Source organism: Sinomonas halotolerans, assembly GCF_039615075.1.
GTDB classification, from domain to species: Bacteria; Actinomycetota; Actinomycetes; order Actinomycetales; family Micrococcaceae; genus Sinomonas; species Sinomonas halotolerans.
Genome location: NZ_JBDFRB010000010.1, coordinates 12,548 through 29,771, shown reverse-complemented (window position 1 = coordinate 29,771; position 17,224 = coordinate 12,548). Strand labels below are relative to the sequence as shown.

16 protein-coding genes are annotated in these 17,224 nt (G+C 72.0%); 10 read left to right on the top strand and 6 right to left on the bottom strand.

Annotation, left to right across the window (positions count from 1 at the left end; genetic code table 11):
* Window positions 1–297 precede the first annotated feature (297 nt).
* Window positions 298–1,248 (top strand): heme o synthase, encoded by a 951-nt coding sequence (locus tag ABCQ75_RS11635; RefSeq protein ID WP_345885540.1) that lies wholly within the window; start codon window positions 298–300, stop codon window positions 1,246–1,248.
* Between the two features lie 79 nt (window positions 1,249–1,327).
* Here ABCQ75_RS11635 and ABCQ75_RS11630 read toward each other — a convergent pair whose 3' ends face one another.
* Genes ABCQ75_RS11630 through ABCQ75_RS11620 form a run of 3 tightly spaced genes read right to left on the bottom strand, consistent with a single transcriptional unit; the run spans window position 1,328 to window position 4,014 of the window.
* Window positions 1,328–2,266: a COX15/CtaA family protein gene (locus ABCQ75_RS11630; protein WP_345885539.1), complete on the bottom strand. Its 939-nt coding sequence runs from the start codon at window positions 2,264–2,266 to the stop codon at window positions 1,328–1,330.
* Window positions 2,267–2,272: 6 nt separating this feature from the next.
* On the bottom strand, window positions 2,273–3,013 hold the full coding sequence (locus tag ABCQ75_RS11625; protein WP_345885538.1) for an ABC transporter permease: 741 nt from the start codon (window positions 3,011–3,013) through the stop codon (window positions 2,273–2,275).
* Complete coding sequence (locus ABCQ75_RS11620; protein ID WP_345885537.1) at window positions 3,010–4,014, bottom strand: ABC transporter ATP-binding protein; 1,005 nt, start codon at window positions 4,012–4,014, stop codon at window positions 3,010–3,012. Before ABCQ75_RS11620 ends, ABCQ75_RS11625 begins: the two co-directional genes overlap by 4 nt.
* Window positions 4,015–4,151: 137 nt before the next feature.
* On the opposite strand from ABCQ75_RS11620, the gene ABCQ75_RS11615 reads away from it, so the two are divergent.
* From ABCQ75_RS11615 to ABCQ75_RS11595, 5 genes are read left to right on the top strand one after another with little or no spacing between them, the layout of a single operon-like run.
* Entirely contained in the window at window positions 4,152–4,931 is a 780-nt protein-coding gene (locus ABCQ75_RS11615; protein WP_427916091.1) for a helix-turn-helix transcriptional regulator, read from the top strand.
* Window positions 4,931–6,400: a Fe-S cluster assembly protein SufB gene (sufB, locus tag ABCQ75_RS11610; protein ID WP_345885535.1), complete on the top strand. Its 1,470-nt coding sequence runs from the start codon at window positions 4,931–4,933 to the stop codon at window positions 6,398–6,400. The genes ABCQ75_RS11615 and sufB overlap by 1 nt, the downstream gene beginning before the upstream one ends.
* A 2-nt stretch (window positions 6,401–6,402) precedes the next feature.
* Entirely contained in the window at window positions 6,403–7,689 is a 1,287-nt protein-coding gene (sufD, locus tag ABCQ75_RS11605) for a Fe-S cluster assembly protein SufD (protein ID WP_345885534.1), read from the top strand.
* A 50-nt stretch (window positions 7,690–7,739) separates the two neighbouring features.
* Window positions 7,740–8,510 (top strand): Fe-S cluster assembly ATPase SufC, encoded by a 771-nt coding sequence (sufC, locus tag ABCQ75_RS11600; RefSeq protein WP_345885533.1) that lies wholly within the window; start codon window positions 7,740–7,742, stop codon window positions 8,508–8,510.
* A gap of 14 nt (window positions 8,511–8,524) precedes the next feature.
* A complete protein-coding gene (locus ABCQ75_RS11595) occupies window positions 8,525–8,854 on the top strand; it encodes a metal-sulfur cluster assembly factor (protein ID WP_345885532.1) in 330 nt (109 codons plus the stop codon).
* A gap of 86 nt (window positions 8,855–8,940) precedes the next feature.
* Here ABCQ75_RS11595 and ypfJ read toward each other — a convergent pair whose 3' ends face one another.
* Window positions 8,941–9,840: a KPN_02809 family neutral zinc metallopeptidase gene (gene ypfJ / locus ABCQ75_RS11590; protein WP_345885531.1), complete on the bottom strand. Its 900-nt coding sequence runs from the start codon at window positions 9,838–9,840 to the stop codon at window positions 8,941–8,943.
* A 41-nt stretch (window positions 9,841–9,881) separates the two neighbouring features.
* On the opposite strand from ypfJ, the gene ABCQ75_RS11585 reads away from it, so the two are divergent.
* From ABCQ75_RS11585 to ABCQ75_RS11575, 3 genes are all read left to right on the top strand, one after another.
* The gene (locus ABCQ75_RS11585) at window positions 9,882–11,282 is read left to right on the top strand and encodes a class I adenylate-forming enzyme family protein (RefSeq protein WP_345885530.1); all 1,401 of its coding nucleotides are present in this window, start codon (window positions 9,882–9,884) and stop codon (window positions 11,280–11,282) included.
* Window positions 11,283–11,322: 40 nt separating this feature from the next.
* The gene (locus tag ABCQ75_RS11580; RefSeq protein WP_345885529.1) at window positions 11,323–12,564 is read left to right on the top strand and encodes a thiolase family protein; all 1,242 of its coding nucleotides are present in this window, start codon (window positions 11,323–11,325) and stop codon (window positions 12,562–12,564) included.
* A 228-nt stretch (window positions 12,565–12,792) separates the two neighbouring features.
* Window positions 12,793–13,719 (top strand): hypothetical protein, encoded by a 927-nt coding sequence (locus tag ABCQ75_RS11575; protein WP_345885528.1) that lies wholly within the window; start codon window positions 12,793–12,795, stop codon window positions 13,717–13,719.
* A gap of 154 nt (window positions 13,720–13,873) precedes the next feature.
* Here the strand turns inward: ABCQ75_RS11575 and ABCQ75_RS11570 are convergent, their stop codons facing one another.
* Both ABCQ75_RS11570 and ABCQ75_RS11565 read right to left on the bottom strand, forming a co-directional pair.
* Complete coding sequence (locus tag ABCQ75_RS11570; protein ID WP_345885527.1) at window positions 13,874–14,497, bottom strand: energy-coupling factor transporter transmembrane component T family protein; 624 nt, start codon at window positions 14,495–14,497, stop codon at window positions 13,874–13,876.
* Entirely contained in the window at window positions 14,497–15,246 is a 750-nt protein-coding gene (locus tag ABCQ75_RS11565) for an energy-coupling factor ABC transporter ATP-binding protein (protein WP_345885609.1), read from the bottom strand. The genes ABCQ75_RS11570 and ABCQ75_RS11565 overlap by 1 nt, the downstream gene beginning before the upstream one ends.
* 201 nt (window positions 15,247–15,447) lie before the next feature.
* Here ABCQ75_RS11565 and ABCQ75_RS11560 point away from each other — a divergent pair, with 201 nt between their 5' ends.
* Window positions 15,448–17,175, top strand: coding sequence for a RecQ family ATP-dependent DNA helicase (locus tag ABCQ75_RS11560; RefSeq protein WP_345885526.1), 1,728 nt, complete (start codon window positions 15,448–15,450; stop codon window positions 17,173–17,175).
* The last annotated feature ends 49 nt before the right edge of the window (window positions 17,176–17,224 follow it).

Sequence of the window (17,224 nt, the reverse complement as noted above, 5' to 3'; positions counted from 1 at the left end):
CCCCAGATGGTTCCGGGGCAGGTCCGGCCTGCTGTGCAGAAGCGGGGCGTCCAGCTCACATACTAGCCACGCGGTCCCTCGGTGAGAGAGGGATGGCCAAAAATTGCCGCGATATTCCGGACTGTGAACGCGGACGGTGTCGCCCGGGGCGCAATCTCGGCCTATGATGTTCGGCTCGGGCTGACTCGCCCCGACCGGTATGATGGAGGCCGGTCCCCGAGGACCCGGGGCCTGCGCGGCAGGCCTGTCGGGATCCGGTGGCCCCGTGATCCCGAGTAGAAACAGAGTCGCACGCCCGTGAGCACAGCAGACGCACCTGCCACCGTCCCGTCGAGCCCGGCGCGGCCGGGCCTGCGCCGCAAGCTCAAGGCATACGTCGCGCTCACGAAGCCCCGGGTCATCGAGCTGCTGCTCGTCAGCACGCTCCCGACCATGATCTACGCCGAGCGCGGCTTCCCGTCGATCGGACTCATCATCGCCACCATGGTGGGCGGGGCCTTCGCCGCCGGCAGCGCGGGCGCGTTCAACTGCTACATCGACCGCGACATCGACCGCCTCATGCGGCGCACGGAGAACCGGCCCCTCGTCACGGGGGAGGTCACGCCCCGCGAGGCCCTCGCCTTCGCATGGCTGCTCGGCATCGCCTCGCTCGCGATCCTCTGGTTCGGCGCCAATCCGCTCTCGTCGGTGCTCGGCGCGGCGGCCATCTTCTTCTACGTGGTCATCTACTCACTGATCCTCAAGCGCCGCACGGCCCAGAACATTGTGTGGGGCGGCGCGGCCGGCTGCTTCCCCGTCCTCATCGCCTGGGCCGCCGTGACCAACACGGTCGAGTGGCCGGCAGTGATCCTCTTCATGGTGATCTTCCTCTGGACGCCGCCGCACTACTGGCCTCTGTCAATGCGCTACGGCGAGGACTACCGCAATGCCAACGTGCCGATGCTCGGCGCTGTGGCCGGTGCCAAGATCGTCGCCGTGCAGGTGGTCCTGTACGCGTGGGCGATGGTCATCTGCTCGCTGCTCATGGTCCCGCTCGGCGGGGCCGGGTGGGTCTACACCACCGCCGCCGTGCTCACCGGCGCCTGGTTCCTCTACGAGTCCCATGCCCTCTACGCCCGCGCGCAGCGCGAGGAGATCGAGGACAAGAAGGCCATGAAGGTCTTCCACGGCTCGATCAGCTACCTGACCGTGCTCTTCCTGGCCCTCGCAGTCGACCCGTTCGTGGGCGCCCCGATCATCGCGGGATAGCGCCCACGCAGATCCTGGACACAGCAAGGGCCGCACCCGGCGGGTGCGGCCCTTGCTGTTCTTGCGGCGTGCGTGGGTTTCAGGCCCGCGGACTGTGCCGGGCGAGGTCGGCGACGTTCACGGCTGCGGCCATGAGCAGCGCGGCGACGACCATGTGCGTGCCCACGAGGAGCGCGGGGATGCCCGTGTAGTACTGGGTGATGCCGAGGGCGGCCTGCAGGAGTGTCAGGACGAGCAGGGTGACCGCGCCTGAGCGGTAGGCCCCATGGGCCCGTGCGCGCACCGCGGTCCAGACGGCGAAGAGCGCGCCGAAGAGCACGAGGTAGGCGGGCACGGCGTGGATGTGCGAGAACAGGTCCCAGTCGAGGCCGTTGCGGGGGGCATCGGCGTCGCCTGCGTGGGGCCCCGCGCCGGTGACGACGACGCCGAGCACCACCGCGGCTGCGGCGGCCGCCGCCGTGGCGATCGCCGCAGGCGCCGCGGCCCCGGGGAGGGCGGGCAGTGTCCGGTCCATGAACCGGCCGGTGCGGCCGAACGTCCGGTTGACGAGGAGCATGGCGACCACGACGAGGGCCATCGAGACGAGGAAGTGCAGCCCCACGACCCAGGGGTTGAGCTGGGTCAGCACGGTGATGCCGCCGATGACCGCCTGGGCGGGGATGCTGCCCAGGAGGGCAGCGGCGAGCCAGAAGAGGTCCTTGCGCTCCTTGCGCAGGTTCCACAGCATGACGAGCATAGCGAGCGCCACTGCGGCGAGGGCGAACGTGAGGAGCCGGTTGCCGAACTCGATGACACCGTGGATGCCCATCTCGGGGGTCGCCGCGAGGGACTCGGCGGTGCAGCGCGGCCACGTGGGGCAGCCCAGCCCGGAAGCGGTGAGCCGGACGGCGCCGCCCGTCCCGATGAGGACGGTCTGGCCGATCAGCGACGCGATCGACAGGGCCCGGACCCGGCGGTCCACCGCGCGGGGGAGCCGCGCGGCGAGGCGCGTGAGGGGGGAGTGGCCAGTAGCGGTCATTTCAGATCAGCTCCATCGGAACCAGCGGGTGGCGGCGGCGCCGGAGGCCGCCGCCCAGAGGGCGAGGACCACGGCGGCGTGGACGTTGAAGGCGCCCTCGAGGGCCGCTGAGCGCAGCGCATCGCCGAGGGCGCCAGAGGGAAGGTAGGGGACCACGGGCTCGAGGGCCGCGGGGAGCCGCGAGGCCGGCAGCACCATGCCGCCGAAGGCCCCGAGCAGGATCCACACCAGATTGGTCACCGCGAGGGTTGCCTCGGGGCGCGCGGTCCCAGCGATGAGCAGGCCCAGCGCGGTGAACGCTGCGGCGCCGAGGGCGAGGAGGGGCAGGCCGAGGGCGATCGCCTCGGGGGAAGGGCGCCACCCGAGCAGGGCGGCAGTGCCACCGACGACGACGGTCTGCACGCCGAGGACGACGAGGACCGCGAGGACCTTCCCCGCGATGAGGCCCCCCCGCCCGAGGGGCGTGGTGGAGAGGAAGCGGAGCACGCCGTAACGGCGGTCGAACCCGGTGGCGATGCCCTGCCCCGTGAAGCCGACGCTCATCGCGCACAGGGCCAGGACGCCCGGTGCCGCGGCGTCCACACGGCTCGGGCCGAGCCCGTCGATGAAATGCGTCATCACGAGCGCCACGAGCGCGAGCAGGGGGAGGACGAGCATGAGGATGAGCTGTTCGCCGTTGCGCAGCATGGCGAGGGTCTCGTAGCGCCCCTGCTGCCACACGCGCCGTGCGATTCCCGCGGCCCTCACGCGGTCTCCTCCGCGGCGTGGCCTTCGCGGGCGCTGGCTGCTTCCTCGGCGGACTCGGCCGCGATCGTGAGGAACACGTCCTCGAGGTTCTGCCGCCCCAGTTCGAGCCGGTGCGGGAGGATCCCCTTCGCGTGGAGCCACGACGCGACGGCGAGGAGGTCGCCGCTCGTGAGCTCGCCGTCGACCGTGTAGTGCCCGGCCGGACCCTCGGTGACCGAGGGCCGGCGGCGCTCCGCGGCGAACGCCTCGGCGAGCGGGAGCCCCGGCTCCGTCCTCAGCGTCAGGCGGCGCGCGGCGTCGTGCCTGCCGGCGAGCAGCTCGGCGACCGAGCCGCTCGCGACGACGCGTCCGCGGTCGAGGATGTGCACGACGTCGGCGAGGCGCTCGGCGTCGTCGAGGAGATGGGTGGTGAGGATGATGCCCAGACCGTCTGAGCGCAGCTCCTCGAGGAGCCCGACGACGAGCTGCCGCGACTGCGGGTCGAGACCCGCGCTGGGCTCGTCGAGGAAGACGACGTCCGGACGGCCGACGAGCGCCGCGGCGAGGGCCACGCGCTGCTTCTGGCCACCGGAGAGCCGGCGGATGCTCGTGCCCGCGAATTCGTCGATGCCGAGGCGCCCCACGAGGGCCTCGACCGGCGCCGGGTCCGCATACATGCCGGCGACGTGGCGCAGGAGCGCCACAGGGCGCGCCGACGGGGGGAGGCCGCCTTCCTGGAGCATGATGCCCACCCGGGCCCGCAGCTCGGCCCCAGCCCGCTCGGGATCCTCCCCGAGCAGCCGCACCGTGCCGCCGGTGCGGCGGGAGAGGCCCTGGGCGCATTCGAGCGTGGTGGTCTTCCCCGCCCCGTTGACGCCGAGGATCACCGTGATCTCGCCGGCGTTCGCGGTGAGGTCGACGCCGGCCAGGACCCGCTTCATCCTGCCGTCGAGGGTGGGAATCGGGCCGACATCCTTGACGAGCCCCGCAATCTCGAGGCAGGGTGAACCGGTTGTGAGCACCCGTCCATTCTACGCGGGGTAGTAGGAACGGTCGGGCAGCGCCGGTTCGGGACCAAGGTCCCTTGCCCCGTTCCGCGGGCGGCGTGATAAGCCTCTCCTTACTGGAGACCCGCGGAATATTAGGCAATGATTGTTTTGTGTATTCCGTGACTGGGCCGAAGCCTGCCTTCAAGGCGAGCACCGACACCGAGGACCGCACGCGTGACCGCGTCCTCAGTGCCGTGCTCCAGCACGGCCCCGTGAGCGCTGCCGAGCTCGGCGACCTGCTCAACGTCACCCCCGCGGCCGTGCGGCGCCACCTCGACGCCCTGACCCAGGCCGGCGTGGTCGAGGTCAAGCGGGTGGCCACCTCCGGCACCGGCGCCGGGCGGCCGGCGCGCCGCTACGTCCTCACCTCGCGCGGGCAGTCGACTATCGGCGACGACTACCTGGACATCGCGCGCAGCGCCCTCGCCCGTCTGGCGTCGCTTGGCGGCCCCGAGGCAGTCGAGGAGTTCGCACGCGAGCGGTTCGGCGAGATGGAGCGCCGGTATGCCCCTCTCATGGAGGCGGCCGGTCCCGACGTGGCCGCCCGCTCCCGGGCCCTCGCCGAGGCGCTCACCGCGGACGGCTTCGTGGCCTCCGCAGCGTCCGTGCAGGGCAGGGCACCGCTCCCGGCCCACCTCGCAAGCGTCCAGCTGTGCCAGGGGCACTGCCCCGTCCAGCAGCTTGCCGCCGAGTTCCCCGAGTTCTGCGAGAGCGAGACGGCGGTGTTCTCACGCCTCCTGGGCGTGGACGTGCGCCGGCTCTCGACGCTCGCCCGCGGCGGCCACGTCTGCACGACCCACATCCCCACAGGGCGTGTGAGCGTGCCGACGCCGGCTCTGCGTGCAGCACACCACCAGTCTGACGAAACCATCGATACTGAGAGGCCGTGATGACGGATCGATTGGCCGAGAACAAGGCCGTGGACGGCGAGTCCACAGTGATCTCGGAGATTCTGGAGAAGAACCCGGAACTCCACGGGATCGGCAACTACGAGTACGGCTGGGCCGACGCCGACGTTGCCGGCGCCAACGCGCGCCGCGGCCTCGACGCCGAGGTGGTCCGCGACATCTCCGCCAAGAAGGGCGAGCCCGAGTGGATGCTCGACCTCCGGCTCAAGGGGCTGAAGTACTTCGACCGCAAGCCGATGCCGCTGTGGGGCGCTGACCTCTCCGGGATCGACTTCGACAACATCAAGTACTTCGTGCGCTCCACCGAGAAGCAGGCGCAGACGTGGGAGGACCTCCCCGAGGACATCCGCAACACGTACGAGAAGCTGGGCATCCCGGAGGCCGAGCGCTCGCGCCTCGTGGCCGGCGTCGCGGCGCAGTACGAGTCCGAGGTCGTGTACCACCAGATCCGCGAGGACCTCGAGGCCCAGGGCGTGGTCTTCCTCGACACCGACACGGCGCTCAAGGAGCACCCGGAGATCTTCCAGGAGTACTTCGGGACCGTGATCCCGGTGGGCGACAACAAGTTCGCCTCGCTCAACACGGCCGTGTGGTCCGGCGGCTCGTTCGTGTACGTCCCGAAGGGCGTCCACGTCGAGATCCCGCTCCAGGCCTACTTCCGCATCAACACGGAGAACATGGGCCAGTTCGAGCGGACCCTCATCATCGCCGACGAGGACTCGTACGTGCACTACATCGAGGGCTGCACGGCGCCGATCTACACGTCCGACTCGTTGCACTCCGCCGTGGTCGAGATCATCGTGAAGAAGGGCGCCCGCGTCCGCTACACGACCATCCAGAACTGGTCCACGAACGTCTACAACCTCGTGACCAAGCGCGCCGTGTGCCACGAGGGCGCGACGATGGAGTGGATCGACGGCAACATCGGCTCCAAGGTCACCATGAAGTACCCGGCCGTGTACCTCGTGGGCGAGCACGCCAAGGGCGAGACCCTCTCGATCGCGTTCGCGGGCGAGGGCCAGCACCAGGACACCGGCTCGAAGATGGTCCACATCGCGCCGAACACCAAGTCCTCGATCGTGTCCAAGTCGGTGGCCCGCGGCGGCGGCCGGGCTGCGTACCGCGGCCTCGTCCAGGTCCGCGAGGGTGCCAAGCACTCGGCGAACACGGTCCGCTGCGACGCACTGCTCGTCGACACGATCTCCCGTTCGGACACGTACCCGTACATCGACATCCGCGAGGACGACGTGGTGCTCGGCCACGAGGCCACCGTGTCGCGGGTGTCCGAGGAGCAGCTCTTCTACCTCATGTCCCGCGGCATGCCCGAGGACGAGGCCATGGCCATGATCGTGCGCGGCTTCATCGAGCCGATTGCCCGTGAGCTGCCCATGGAGTACGCCCTCGAGCTGAACCGCCTGATCGAACTGCAGATGGAAGGGTCCGTCGGTTAGTCATGACTGAAAGCATCAAATTCGCCGAAGCGGCGCAGGACAAGGCACGCATCGGGGCCCCCTCGATCCTCGGCTTCACGGAGGAGGGCGAGAGCCTCGTCCCCGCCGAGGCAAAGGCCGGCGCCCTGGGCGGCGCTGCGGCGAAGGGCCACTCCCACGGCGGCGGCTTCGGCGTGCCGGACAGCTCGCGTGCCGGCCGCCTCGCCTCCTACCGGCTCGAGGACTTCCCCGAGGTGAAGGGCAACGAGGAGGAGTGGCGGTTCACGCCGCTCAAGCGCTTCGGCGGGCTCCACGCGGTGGCGCTCGACGGCGCCGCCCCGGCGGTCGCTGTCGACGCACCCGAGCAGGTGCGCGTCGAGGCGGTCGGCCGCGACGACTCCCGCGTCGGCTCCGCCGCGACCCCCGAGGACCGCGCGTCCGCGAACGCGTGGGCGCACTTCGGCGAGGCCACGGTCGTGACCCTCCCGGCCGGCGTCGAGCTCGACGCCCCGGTGCGGATCCAGCAGACCGGGACCGGGTCGGTGCCCGCAGCAGCCCACGTCGTGGTCATCGCCGAGGCCGGGGCGCGCGGCGTCGTCGTGCTCGGGCACGAGGGCGAGGCCGTGGTGTCCGAGAACGTCGAGGTGGTCCTCGAGGACGGCGCCGAGCTCACCCTCGTCTCGCTCCAGGAGTGGGACGACACGGCCGTGCACGCCTCGAGCCAGCAGGTGAGGATCGGCCGCGACGCGAAGCTCAAGCACATCGTGGTGAGCCTCGGCGGGGGCGTGGTCCGCATGACCCCGACCGCGCGCTTCGCCGCGCCGGGCGGCGAGGCCGAGCTGTACGGCCTCTACTTCGCCGATGCAGGCCAGCACCTCGAGCACCGCACGTTCGTGGACCACGCCCAGCCCAACTGCGTCTCCAACGTCCTGTACAAGGGCGCCCTGCAGGGCAAGGAAGCGCGCACCGTGTGGGTCGGCGACGTCCTCATCCGCAAGGAGGCCGAGGGCACGGACAGCTACGAGAAGAACCAGAACCTCGTGCTGACCGACGGCTGCCGCGCCGACTCCGTGCCGAACCTCGAGATCGAGACGGGGCTCATCGAGGGGGCCGGGCATGCGAGTGCGACCGGCCGCTTCGACGACGACCACCTCTTCTACCTCATGGCCCGCGGCATCCCGGAGGACGTGGCCCGCCGCCTCGTCGTCCGCGGGTTCCTGAACGAGATCATCCAGAAGATCGGCGTTCCGGCCATCGAAGAGCACCTCACCGAGGCTGTCGAGCGCGAGCTCGCCGCCGGAGACAACTGACCCCGCTACACCTCGCCCGGTGCGACCGGGGAACAAGGAGAACAACACACATGTCGACTCTGGAGATCAAGGACCTGCACGTCTCGATCGAGACCGAGCAGGGCGTGAAGGAGATCCTCAAGGGCGTCACCCTCACGATCAAGACCGGTGAGACCCACGCCATCATGGGCCCCAACGGCTCGGGCAAGTCCACCCTGGCCTCGACGATCGCTGGCCACCCGCGCTACACCGTCACCTCGGGCTCGATCACGCTCGACGGCGAGGACGTCCTCGCCATGAGCGTGGACGAGCGCGCCCGCGCGGGCCTCTTCCTCGCGATGCAGTACCCGGTCGAGGTCCCGGGCGTCACGATGACGAACTTCCTGCGCACCGCCAAGACCGCGATCGACGGCCAGGCACCCGCCCTGCGCACGTGGACCAAGGACGTCAAGGCCGCCATGGACCAGCTGCGCATCGACGCGGACTTCGCCCAGCGCAACGTCAACGAGGGCTTCTCCGGCGGTGAGAAGAAGCGCGTGGAGATCCTCCAGCTCGAGCTCTTCAAGCCCAAGTTCGCCGTCCTCGACGAGACCGACTCAGGCCTCGACGTCGACGCGCTCAAGGTCGTCTCCGAGGGCGTCAACCGCGCCCACGCCGAGGGCAACATGGGCACGCTGCTCATCACGCACTACACGCGGATCCTGCGCTACATCAAGCCGGACTTCGTGCACGTGTTCGTGGACGGCCGCATCGCCGAGCAGGGCGGCCCCGAGCTTGCCGACCGCCTCGAGGACGAGGGCTACGACCGCTACGTGGCCGGCGCCGGCGCGGCGAAGGCCTGAGAGAGGGCAGCACGATGACCGAGATCCAGCCTGCGCAGACGTCCCTCGAGGACGTCGAGGAGAGCCTCAAGGACGTGATCGATCCCGAGCTGGGGGTCAATGTCGTGGACCTCGGGCTCGTCTACGGCCTCGAGTACGGCGAGGACGGTGCACTGCTCATCAACATGACGCTCACCACCGCGGCCTGCCCGCTCACCGACGTGCTCGAGGAGCAGGTCGGCAAGGCCCTCGAGGGCGTGGTGGACGAGTGGCGCCTCAACTGGGTGTGGATGCCGCCATGGGGTCCCGAGCGGATCACCGAGGACGGGCGCGACCAGATGCGGGCGCTCGGCTTCAACATCTAGGCTCGCCCCTGGCTCGACACGGCGCACGACGACGGGCGGCCGCCTTCCTCTGGAGGGCGGCCGCCCGTCGTCGTCACCCGCGATTCCTACACCTTGCCCGTGAGGGTGTTGCACTGGTTGATGTCGCCGCTCTTGTAGCCGCGGTAGAACCAGGCCTGGCGCTGTTCGCTCGAGCCGTGGGTCCAGGCCTCGGGACTGACCCGCCCCGTGGCGGCCTCCTGGATGCGGTCGTCGCCGACGGCCTCGGCGGCCGAGAGCGCGTCGCGGAGGTCCTTCGGAGTGAGGGGCTCGAGGAACGGCTGCCCGGTGGCGGGGTCCTTGACGGTGGTCGCGTACCGGGTCCAGAGGCCCGCGAAGCAGTCCGCCTGCAGCTCGACCCTGACCGCCCCGGACTGGGGGCCCTTCGGGTCCTGCTGCGCGTAGTCGAGGGTCCCGAGGATGTTCTGCACGTGGTGCCCGAACTCGTGCGCCACAACGTATTCCTGCGCGAGCGGCCCGCCCGAGGCGCCGAACCGGGTCTCGAGGAGTTGGAAGAACCCGGGGTCGAAGTAGGCAGTCGTGTCTGCGGGGCAGTAGAACGGACCCACCTCGCTCGTCGCCGGCCCGCACGCCGTGCGCACGCCCGCATCGAAGATGACGGTCTCCGGCCTCGGGTACTCGACGCCGCGCTCGGGGAGGTACTTGCTCCAGAACGCGTTGAGGCTGTTGACCGTGCCGACGATCCGGCAGTCCAGCCGCTCGTCCGCGGAGACGCCCGAGCGGCACTCGGCGATGCTCCCCGGACCGGTCTGCTCCTGCTGCGTCCCAGGGCCCTGCTCGGTGAGCCCGCTGAGGATGTCCGGGTTGATCCCGAACAGGGCCAGGATGAGCACGAGGATGCCGCCACCGATCCCGCCGCCGATCTTGGTGCCGCGGCCGATCCCGCCGCCGCCCCTGCGGTCCTGGACCTGTGACGGGTCCAGCTGCGCGCCGTCATTGAAGCTCATGACCCAAGAGTAGCCTCACGGCGCGCCGATAGACTCGGAGGATGCCCTTCCTCGACAGACTGGCCCGCTGGGCGGCCGAGAAGCCGGACGACGTCGCCCTCGTGTGCGGGGGGGACCGGCTCTCGTGGTCGGGGCTGCGCGACGCTGCCGCGGACCTCGCCCGCTCGGGCGCGCCGACGGGGATCCTGCGCGAGGGCAACGGGGTGGGGTTCGCCGTCCGCTGGGCCGCCGGTGTCGCGGGCCGGCGCGAGTGCGCCGTCCTGGACCCGCTCTGGCCGCAGGAGCTCGCCGACGAGGTCGCGGAGCGCCTCGCCCAGCGCTGGAGCCGCACCCCGACCGGCCCGGACGAGCTCGCGGACGGCGACCTCTCGTCGTCGTTCCTCGTGGGCCTGACCTCCGGCACCACGGCGCTGCCCAAGGGGTTCTCCCGCACGCGCGACTCGTGGCGGCGCTCATTCGAGGCCTCCAGCGCATGCTTCGGCCTCACGCCCGAGGACCGGGTGCTGGTCCCCGGACCCCTCTCGGCGAGCCTGAACCTCTACACCCTGTCCGAATGCCTCTACGCCGGCGCGGCATTCCACACCCTCGCGCACTTCGACGTCGCGGACGCCCACGCCGAGATCGCGCGCCGGGGCATCACGCGCCTCGTCCTCGTCCCGACGATGCTGCGCGTCCTCGCAGAGCGGGGCATCACGGGGGACGTCGACGCGAGCGGCATCACCGCCATCGTGTGCGCCGGCCAGAAGCTCGACCGCCGCACGCTCGAGGCCGGCCGGCGCTGGGCGCCGAACGCCACCGTGTGGGAGTACTACGGCGCCTCGGAGCTCTCATTCGTCGCCGCGAGCCGCCACGACCCGGGCGAGGGGCCCGCGGAGGTGGGGACCGGCGTCGGGCGCGCCTTCCCCGGCGTGGAGGTCGCGATCCTCGACGACGGCGGGCGGCCGGTCCCGGACGGCACCGCGGGGAACATCTGCGTGCGCAGCCCGCTCGTGAGCGCCGGGTACGTGTGGGGCGACGATGGGGAGGCGTTCACGAGCCTCGGCGGCTGGGCCACGGTACGCGACCAGGGCTTCCTCGAGGACGGCGTGCTGCACGTCCTGGGCCGGCTCGCGGACATGATCAACACCGGCGGGGCGAACGTGTACCCGCATGAGGTCGAGGCCGCGCTCGCCATGCTCCCCGGCGTCGCCGAGGTGGTGGTCACGGGGGTCCCCGACGACGTGCGCGGGCAGCGGATCGTGGCCGGGATCGTCCCGGCGCATGCCGGGCTGGGCCAGCTCGCCCTGCGGGCGGGACTCGAGGGCACCCTCGCGCCGGTCAAGCGCCCGCTCCAGTACCTCCAGCTCGAGTCCCTTCCGACCACCGAGCGCGGCAAGCTGAGCCGCGCCGAGTTCGCCCGCTGGGTGCTCGAGGGGGATCCGCGTGCCCGCGCCCTCGTCTGACCCAGTGGCCTCGTCTGATGCTGCGCCCTCGTCTGATGCTGTGCGTCCACCGGCGGCACCGGTCCCGACCGGCGGTGCGCCGCTGATCGTGCGCGCGCTCCGCACCCCCCTCGCGCGCTCCCGAACGGCCTTCAAGGACGTTCCCGTGCACGAGCTCCTCGCGCCCGTCCTCGCGGCCCTCGCGGAGGGGACGGACCCTGCCGCGCTGGCGGACGTCGTCGTGGGCAACGCCGCGGGAGGCGGCGGGAACCTCGCGCGCCTCGCGGCCCTCGAGGCGGGCCTGCCCGAGTCGCTGCCCGGAATCACGGTGGACCGGCAGTGCGGTTCGGGGCTCGACGCGATCGTGCTCGCGTGCCGGCTCGCCCAGGCGGGCGCAGGGCGCGCCTACATCGCCGGGGGAGCGGAGAGCATCTCGACGGCGCCGGTGCGGGGACGCCGACTGGCCGACGGGGGGATCGAGTTCTACGCGCGCGCCCAGCATGCGCCTGCGCACCGCGGCCGCGGCGGGGACGAGGCGGGCGAGGCCGAGTCCGGAGACCCGGACATGGGGGTCGCGGCCGAGGCGGTGGCCCGCGAGGCCGGCGTGACGAGGGCCCGGCAGGACGCCTTCGCGCTCCGCAGCCATCAGCGGGCGCTCGCCGCTGCGGCCCGGGGGGCGTTCGACGGCGAGCTCGTCGCCGTGCGCGGAGCCGGCACCGGGGGAGGCGGCTGGGTGTACGCGGACAACGGCCCCCGGCCGAGCCTGCGGCCGGAGCTGCTCGCGCGCTTCCCCGCGGCGTTCGTGCCCGGGGGTAGGGTGACGGCCGGGAACTCGTGCCCCGACGCTGACGGCGCCGCGGGCGTGCTCGTCGTGGCGCCCGGGGAGGCGGCGCCCGGCATGCTGGCGGGGCGGACCGCCCTCGCGTTCCGCGATGCCGAGACCGTGGGCGTTGATCCGCGCCGGCTCGGCCTCGGCGCGGCAGCAGCGGCCGAGCGACTCCTGGCGAGGGGCGGGATCTCAGCGGACGCTCTGGCTGCGATCGAGTTCAACGAGGCGTTCGCCGGCCAGGTGCTCGCGTGCATGGACCGGCTCGGGCTGGACGACAGCCGGGTCGAGGCCGTCCTCAACACCGATGGCGGGGCCCTCGCCCTCGGCCATGCGTACGGGGCGTCGGGGGCCGTCTCGGTCGTCCGGCTGCTCGCGCGGGCGCAGCAGCTGCCCGAGGGGGCGCTGTGCCTGGCCATGATCAGCTCAGCAGGCGGCATCGGGACGGCGGCGCTCTTCGAGGCCGTCCGCCTCTGACCCCCATGTGGCCTCATCTCGCCCCTCGCGTGGCCACCACTGACCCAAGGCGTGGCCATGTCTGACCCAAGGCGTGGCCATGTCTGACCCAAGGCGTGGCCATGTCTGACCCAACGGCTGGCCACGTCTGACCCAACGCGTGGCGACGTCTCATCCCCCGCGTGCCCGCTCGCACCAGCCTGTGGATAACTCGACGCAGGACCCAGCCGTCCGTGGAAGCATGTGGCTATGACCACAGACCCCACGCCGGCATCCGCACCGCTCGATCGGCCCTTCACGTCATCCGAGGCAGCGTCTCTGGGGTTCTCCTACCGGGATCTCCTGAAGGAGGACGTCCGCCACGTGAGCCGGGAGCTCTACATCCCTCGTGGGACTGACCACCGGCTCGTGGACCGCCTTCGCGCCCATCTCGCCGTCGCCCCGGGCGGCTGGGGCAGTCACAGGACAGCGGCCGCCATCCACGGACTCTGGCTTCCCGAGTCAGCCGGAGACCATCGTCTACTTCACGTGAGCCGCAAGGCCGGCGGGCAGCGGGTCCGCCGCACGGGGGTCGTCGGGCATCGCGTTCGTGTGCTCCCCGAAGAGATCGAGACGGTCGCGGGTGGCGTCCACGTGACGACACCTGCAAGGACGTGGTTCGACATGGCCCACGAGCTCGGCCCGGTCGCCCTCACTGCGATGGGCGACCAGCTGATACGGAAACCCCGCTCGAAACTTGAATGCCGTGCCGAGCCCTACGCCACGACAGCACGACTGACGGAGATGCTGAGGGCGCACCCCAACGTCAAAGGGCTCGCCAAGCTCAGGGCGGCGCTGGCTGACATGCGAGTGGGGTCCGACTCGATCCCCGAGACCCTTCTACGGCTGGCCCTCCTTGCCTATGGTTTCCCCGAGCCGGAGCTTCAGATCGCGCTCCGCCCTTTCGATCCGTTCTCTCCGACCGGTGACATGGGCTATCCGGAGATCCGCGTCGTCCTGCAATACGAAGGCGCCCACCACCGTGAGGAGGACCAACAGCTCAAGGACGCCAGACGCGATGCAGCGTTCCGCGCGGCGGGATGGATCGTCATCCACGTCACGGCCGAGGACCTTCGCGACGACTTCGACCGGATCCGCAGAGAACTCCGGGTTCTGTTCAGCAAGCGGGCAGCCTAAACCAGAACGCCTGCCGAACGCGGTGGCCACGTGTGGGGTGGGAGGTGGCCACGTGTGGGGTGGGAGGTGGCCACGTGTGGGGTGGGAGGTGGCCACGTGTGGGGTGGGAGGTGGCCGCGCGTGGGGTGGGAGGTGGCCGCACGTGGGGAGGCAGTCAGTCGTCGCCGAGGCCGCGGGCCGCGAGGGCGTCTCCGGTGCGCCGCGCGTAGGCGACCGTGGAGAGGACCACAGGCACCGTGCGCGCGCGGACGCTGCGTTCGAGGCCCCGCGCCCGGGCGGCGTCCCCGACCTCGGCGAACGCCCCGGCGAGCACCGGGATGCTGCGGAGCATGATCGCGATGGCGAGCGCGAACCGCTCCGGATCCGCCCCGAAGCGGCGGAACGGCCGCGCGAGGGATGCGACGGCGTCGAGCAGGCGCTCGAGCGGGACGGTCGCCGTGAGCAGGCCCGCGGCGACGAAGCACAGGAGGAGGTTCGCGACGATCCGGGTCGCGGTCGCGGGCCCCTGCTGCCAGGCCTGGAAGGCGAAGAGCACGACGGCGAGCGGCAGCACGAGCTTCCAGGACGCCACGAGCCGGCGCCCGCCGAGGCCTGCGGAGAGCCACACGGCGATGGCGCCCGCGAGCGCCGCGGCCGAGACGCGCCAGTCCACAAGGACGAAGCTCGCCGCGCCCGCGGCGACGACTCCCGCGAACTTCGCCCACAGCGGCGCGCGGTGGAGCCACGAGCGGCCGGGGACGTAGCCGGCGAGCAGCCCCCCGGCCGAGCGGGCGCGCATCAGCGGCTTCCCGCCGTCGTGCGTCCCTGCCCGGTCCCCACGGGAACAGGGGCCGCCGCGCACAGCGCCCGGTAGAACCCGACCGCCTCAGCGGGGTCGCCGTCGAAGGCGATGCGGCCGTCCTCGACCACGAGGACGCGGTCCGCGTCCAGGGCCAGCTCGAGGTCGTGCGTGGTGAGGATGACCTGCTGCGGAAGTCCTGCGAGCGTGCGGCGCAGGAGCTCGCGGTTGCGCAGGTCCAGGAGCGTGGAGGGCTCGTCGAGGACGAGGACCTCCGGCTCGACCGCGAGCACCGCGGCGAGGGCCATGAGCTGCCGCTCGCCGCCCGAGAGCTCGTAGACGCTCTGGTCCGCGAGCGCCGCGAGGCCGAAGCGCTCGAGGACGGCCTGCGCGGCGGCGGCCCGCGCGGAGCGGTCGCGGTGATGCCGGCGCAGCGAGAGCTCGACGTCCTCGCGGCCCGTGGGCATGACGAGCTGCGAGAGCGGGTCCGTGAAGACGAAGCCCACGCGCTGCCGCACGGCACGCCCGTCCCGCACCGTGTCCAGCCCCCCGACCGTGACGCTGCCCGTCGTGGGGGCGATGAGGCCGTTGAGCAGGCGCAGGAGCGTGGACTTGCCGGAGCCGTTCGCGCCGATGACGGCGATGCGCGCCTCGCCCAGGGCCACGTCGACACTCTCGAGGATCACCTTCTCCGGCGCGTCCTCCACGGCGACGGCGACCGAGACGTCCCTGAGTTCGAGCCGGTTCACGGGGCGCGGTGGGCTGTCGGAGGTGGCCTTCTGGCTCACAGCGGTCTCCTCGGGGTGGTGCGGACGGGTCTGGTGTGAAGGCTACGCCCGTGGCGGACAGCCCATTTTGTAGAGCTGCCACGAGCGGCTCGGGCGCCCGGTTGGCGGTCCGCTACAACGCGGCGCCGTTTCCGGCTGCAGGCGGGGGGTAAGCGCCCGGGCATGGACGCAGAGGGCAGAGAGCATGACGGCACCGACCTCGGCGGCACCGGGAACCGCAGCAACGGGAACCGCCCCAGCGACGAGGAGCTGCGGGCGGTGGCCGCGGATCGGTTCGGGATCACGCAGTGGCGCTCGGGCCAGTTCGAGGCGGTCCGCGCCGCGGCAAGCGGCCGCGACGTCCTCGCGGTCATGCCCACCGGCCACGGCAAGTCGGCGGTGTACCAGATCCCCGGCGTCCTGCTCGACGGCCCCACGGTGGTGGTGAGCCCGCTCATCGCGCTCCAGCGCGACCAGACCGAGGCGCTCGGGGCCGTGCTCGGCCCGGGCAGCGCGGTGGCGGTCAACTCGTCGCTCGGCGTGCGCGCCACACGCGAGGCGTGGGAGGCCGCCGACGCCGGCCGGGCGCGGTTCGTGTTCCTCGCACCGGAGCAGCTGGCCCGCCAGGAGACGGTGCAGCGGCTCGCCCGCCTGCGCCCTGCGCTGTTCGTGGTCGACGAGGCGCACTGCGTCTCCTCGTGGGGCCATGACTTCCGCCCCGACTACCTCTCGCTCGGCACAGTGGCCCGCGCGCTGGGCAGGCCGCCCGTCGTGGCCCTCACGGCGACCGCGACCCCGCGCACCCGGGAGGAGATCGCCGGGCTGCTCGGGCTCGAGCGGCCCGAGACCGTGGTCGAGGGCTTCGACCGGCCCGAGATCGCCCTCGAGGTGGTGCGCCACGAGGACGCGAAGGGCAAGCGCGCGCGGGTGCTCGACGACGTCGCCGGGCTCGAGGGGCCGGGCCTGCTCTACGCCGCGACCCGGCGGGAGGCCGAGGAGTACTCGGAGGACCTGGCCGGACGTGGCCTGCGGGCGGCCGCGTACCACGCGGGCCGGAAGGCCGCCGAGCGCGCCGCGGTCCACGAGCGCTTCCTCGGGGACGGGCTCGACGTGGTGGTGGCGACCTCGGCCTTCGGGATGGGGATCGACAAGCCGGACGTGCGGTTCGTGGTCCATGCGGACATCCCGGACTCGCTGGACAGCTACTACCAGGAGATCGGGCGCGCGGGCCGTGACGGCAGCCCGGCCCGAGCGGTGCTGCACTACCGCAGCGAGGACCTCGGGCTGCAGCGCTTCTTCGCCCGCGGCGGGCTGTCGGCGGACGACGCCGAGGCCGCCTTCCGCGCGGTCGACCGCCTCGGGACTGTGCCCCGGGCCGCGCTGCGGGAGGCGACGGGGCTGGGTCCGCGCGCCCTGGCCCGCGCGGTCGATGCGCTCGAGCGGTGCGGTGCTGTCGTCGTCGGCCGCCGTGGCATCAGTGCGGCGCGGGGCGTGACGGCCGAGGAGGCGGTGGAGCGCGCGCAGGAGCGCGAGGAGGCCCGCGTGCGTATCGACGAGTCGCGGATCGAGATGGCGCGGGGCTACGCGGAGACGACCGGGTGCCGCCGCCAGTGGCTCCTCAACTACTTCGGGGAGGAGGCGCGCGCGTGGTGCGGGAACTGCGACAGGTGCACCGGCGGGAGCGCCGACGGGCGCCTCGAGGAGATGGCGGAGGAGATGGCGGCCCGGGAGGCCGCCGAGGCTGGCGGGTGGGCCGTCCAGGCACCCGTGCGGCACCGTGAATGGGGCGCCGGCTCGGTCATGGCGGTCCACGCGGACCGCCTCACCGTCCTCTTCGATGCGGTGGGCTACAAGGACCTGGCGCTGTCCGCGCTCGAGGGCGATCCAGGGCTGCTGGCCCGCGGCGGCTAGCATGGTGGGTGGCCCTTCTCGGGTCCCCACCTGCGCGAAAGGCAACACC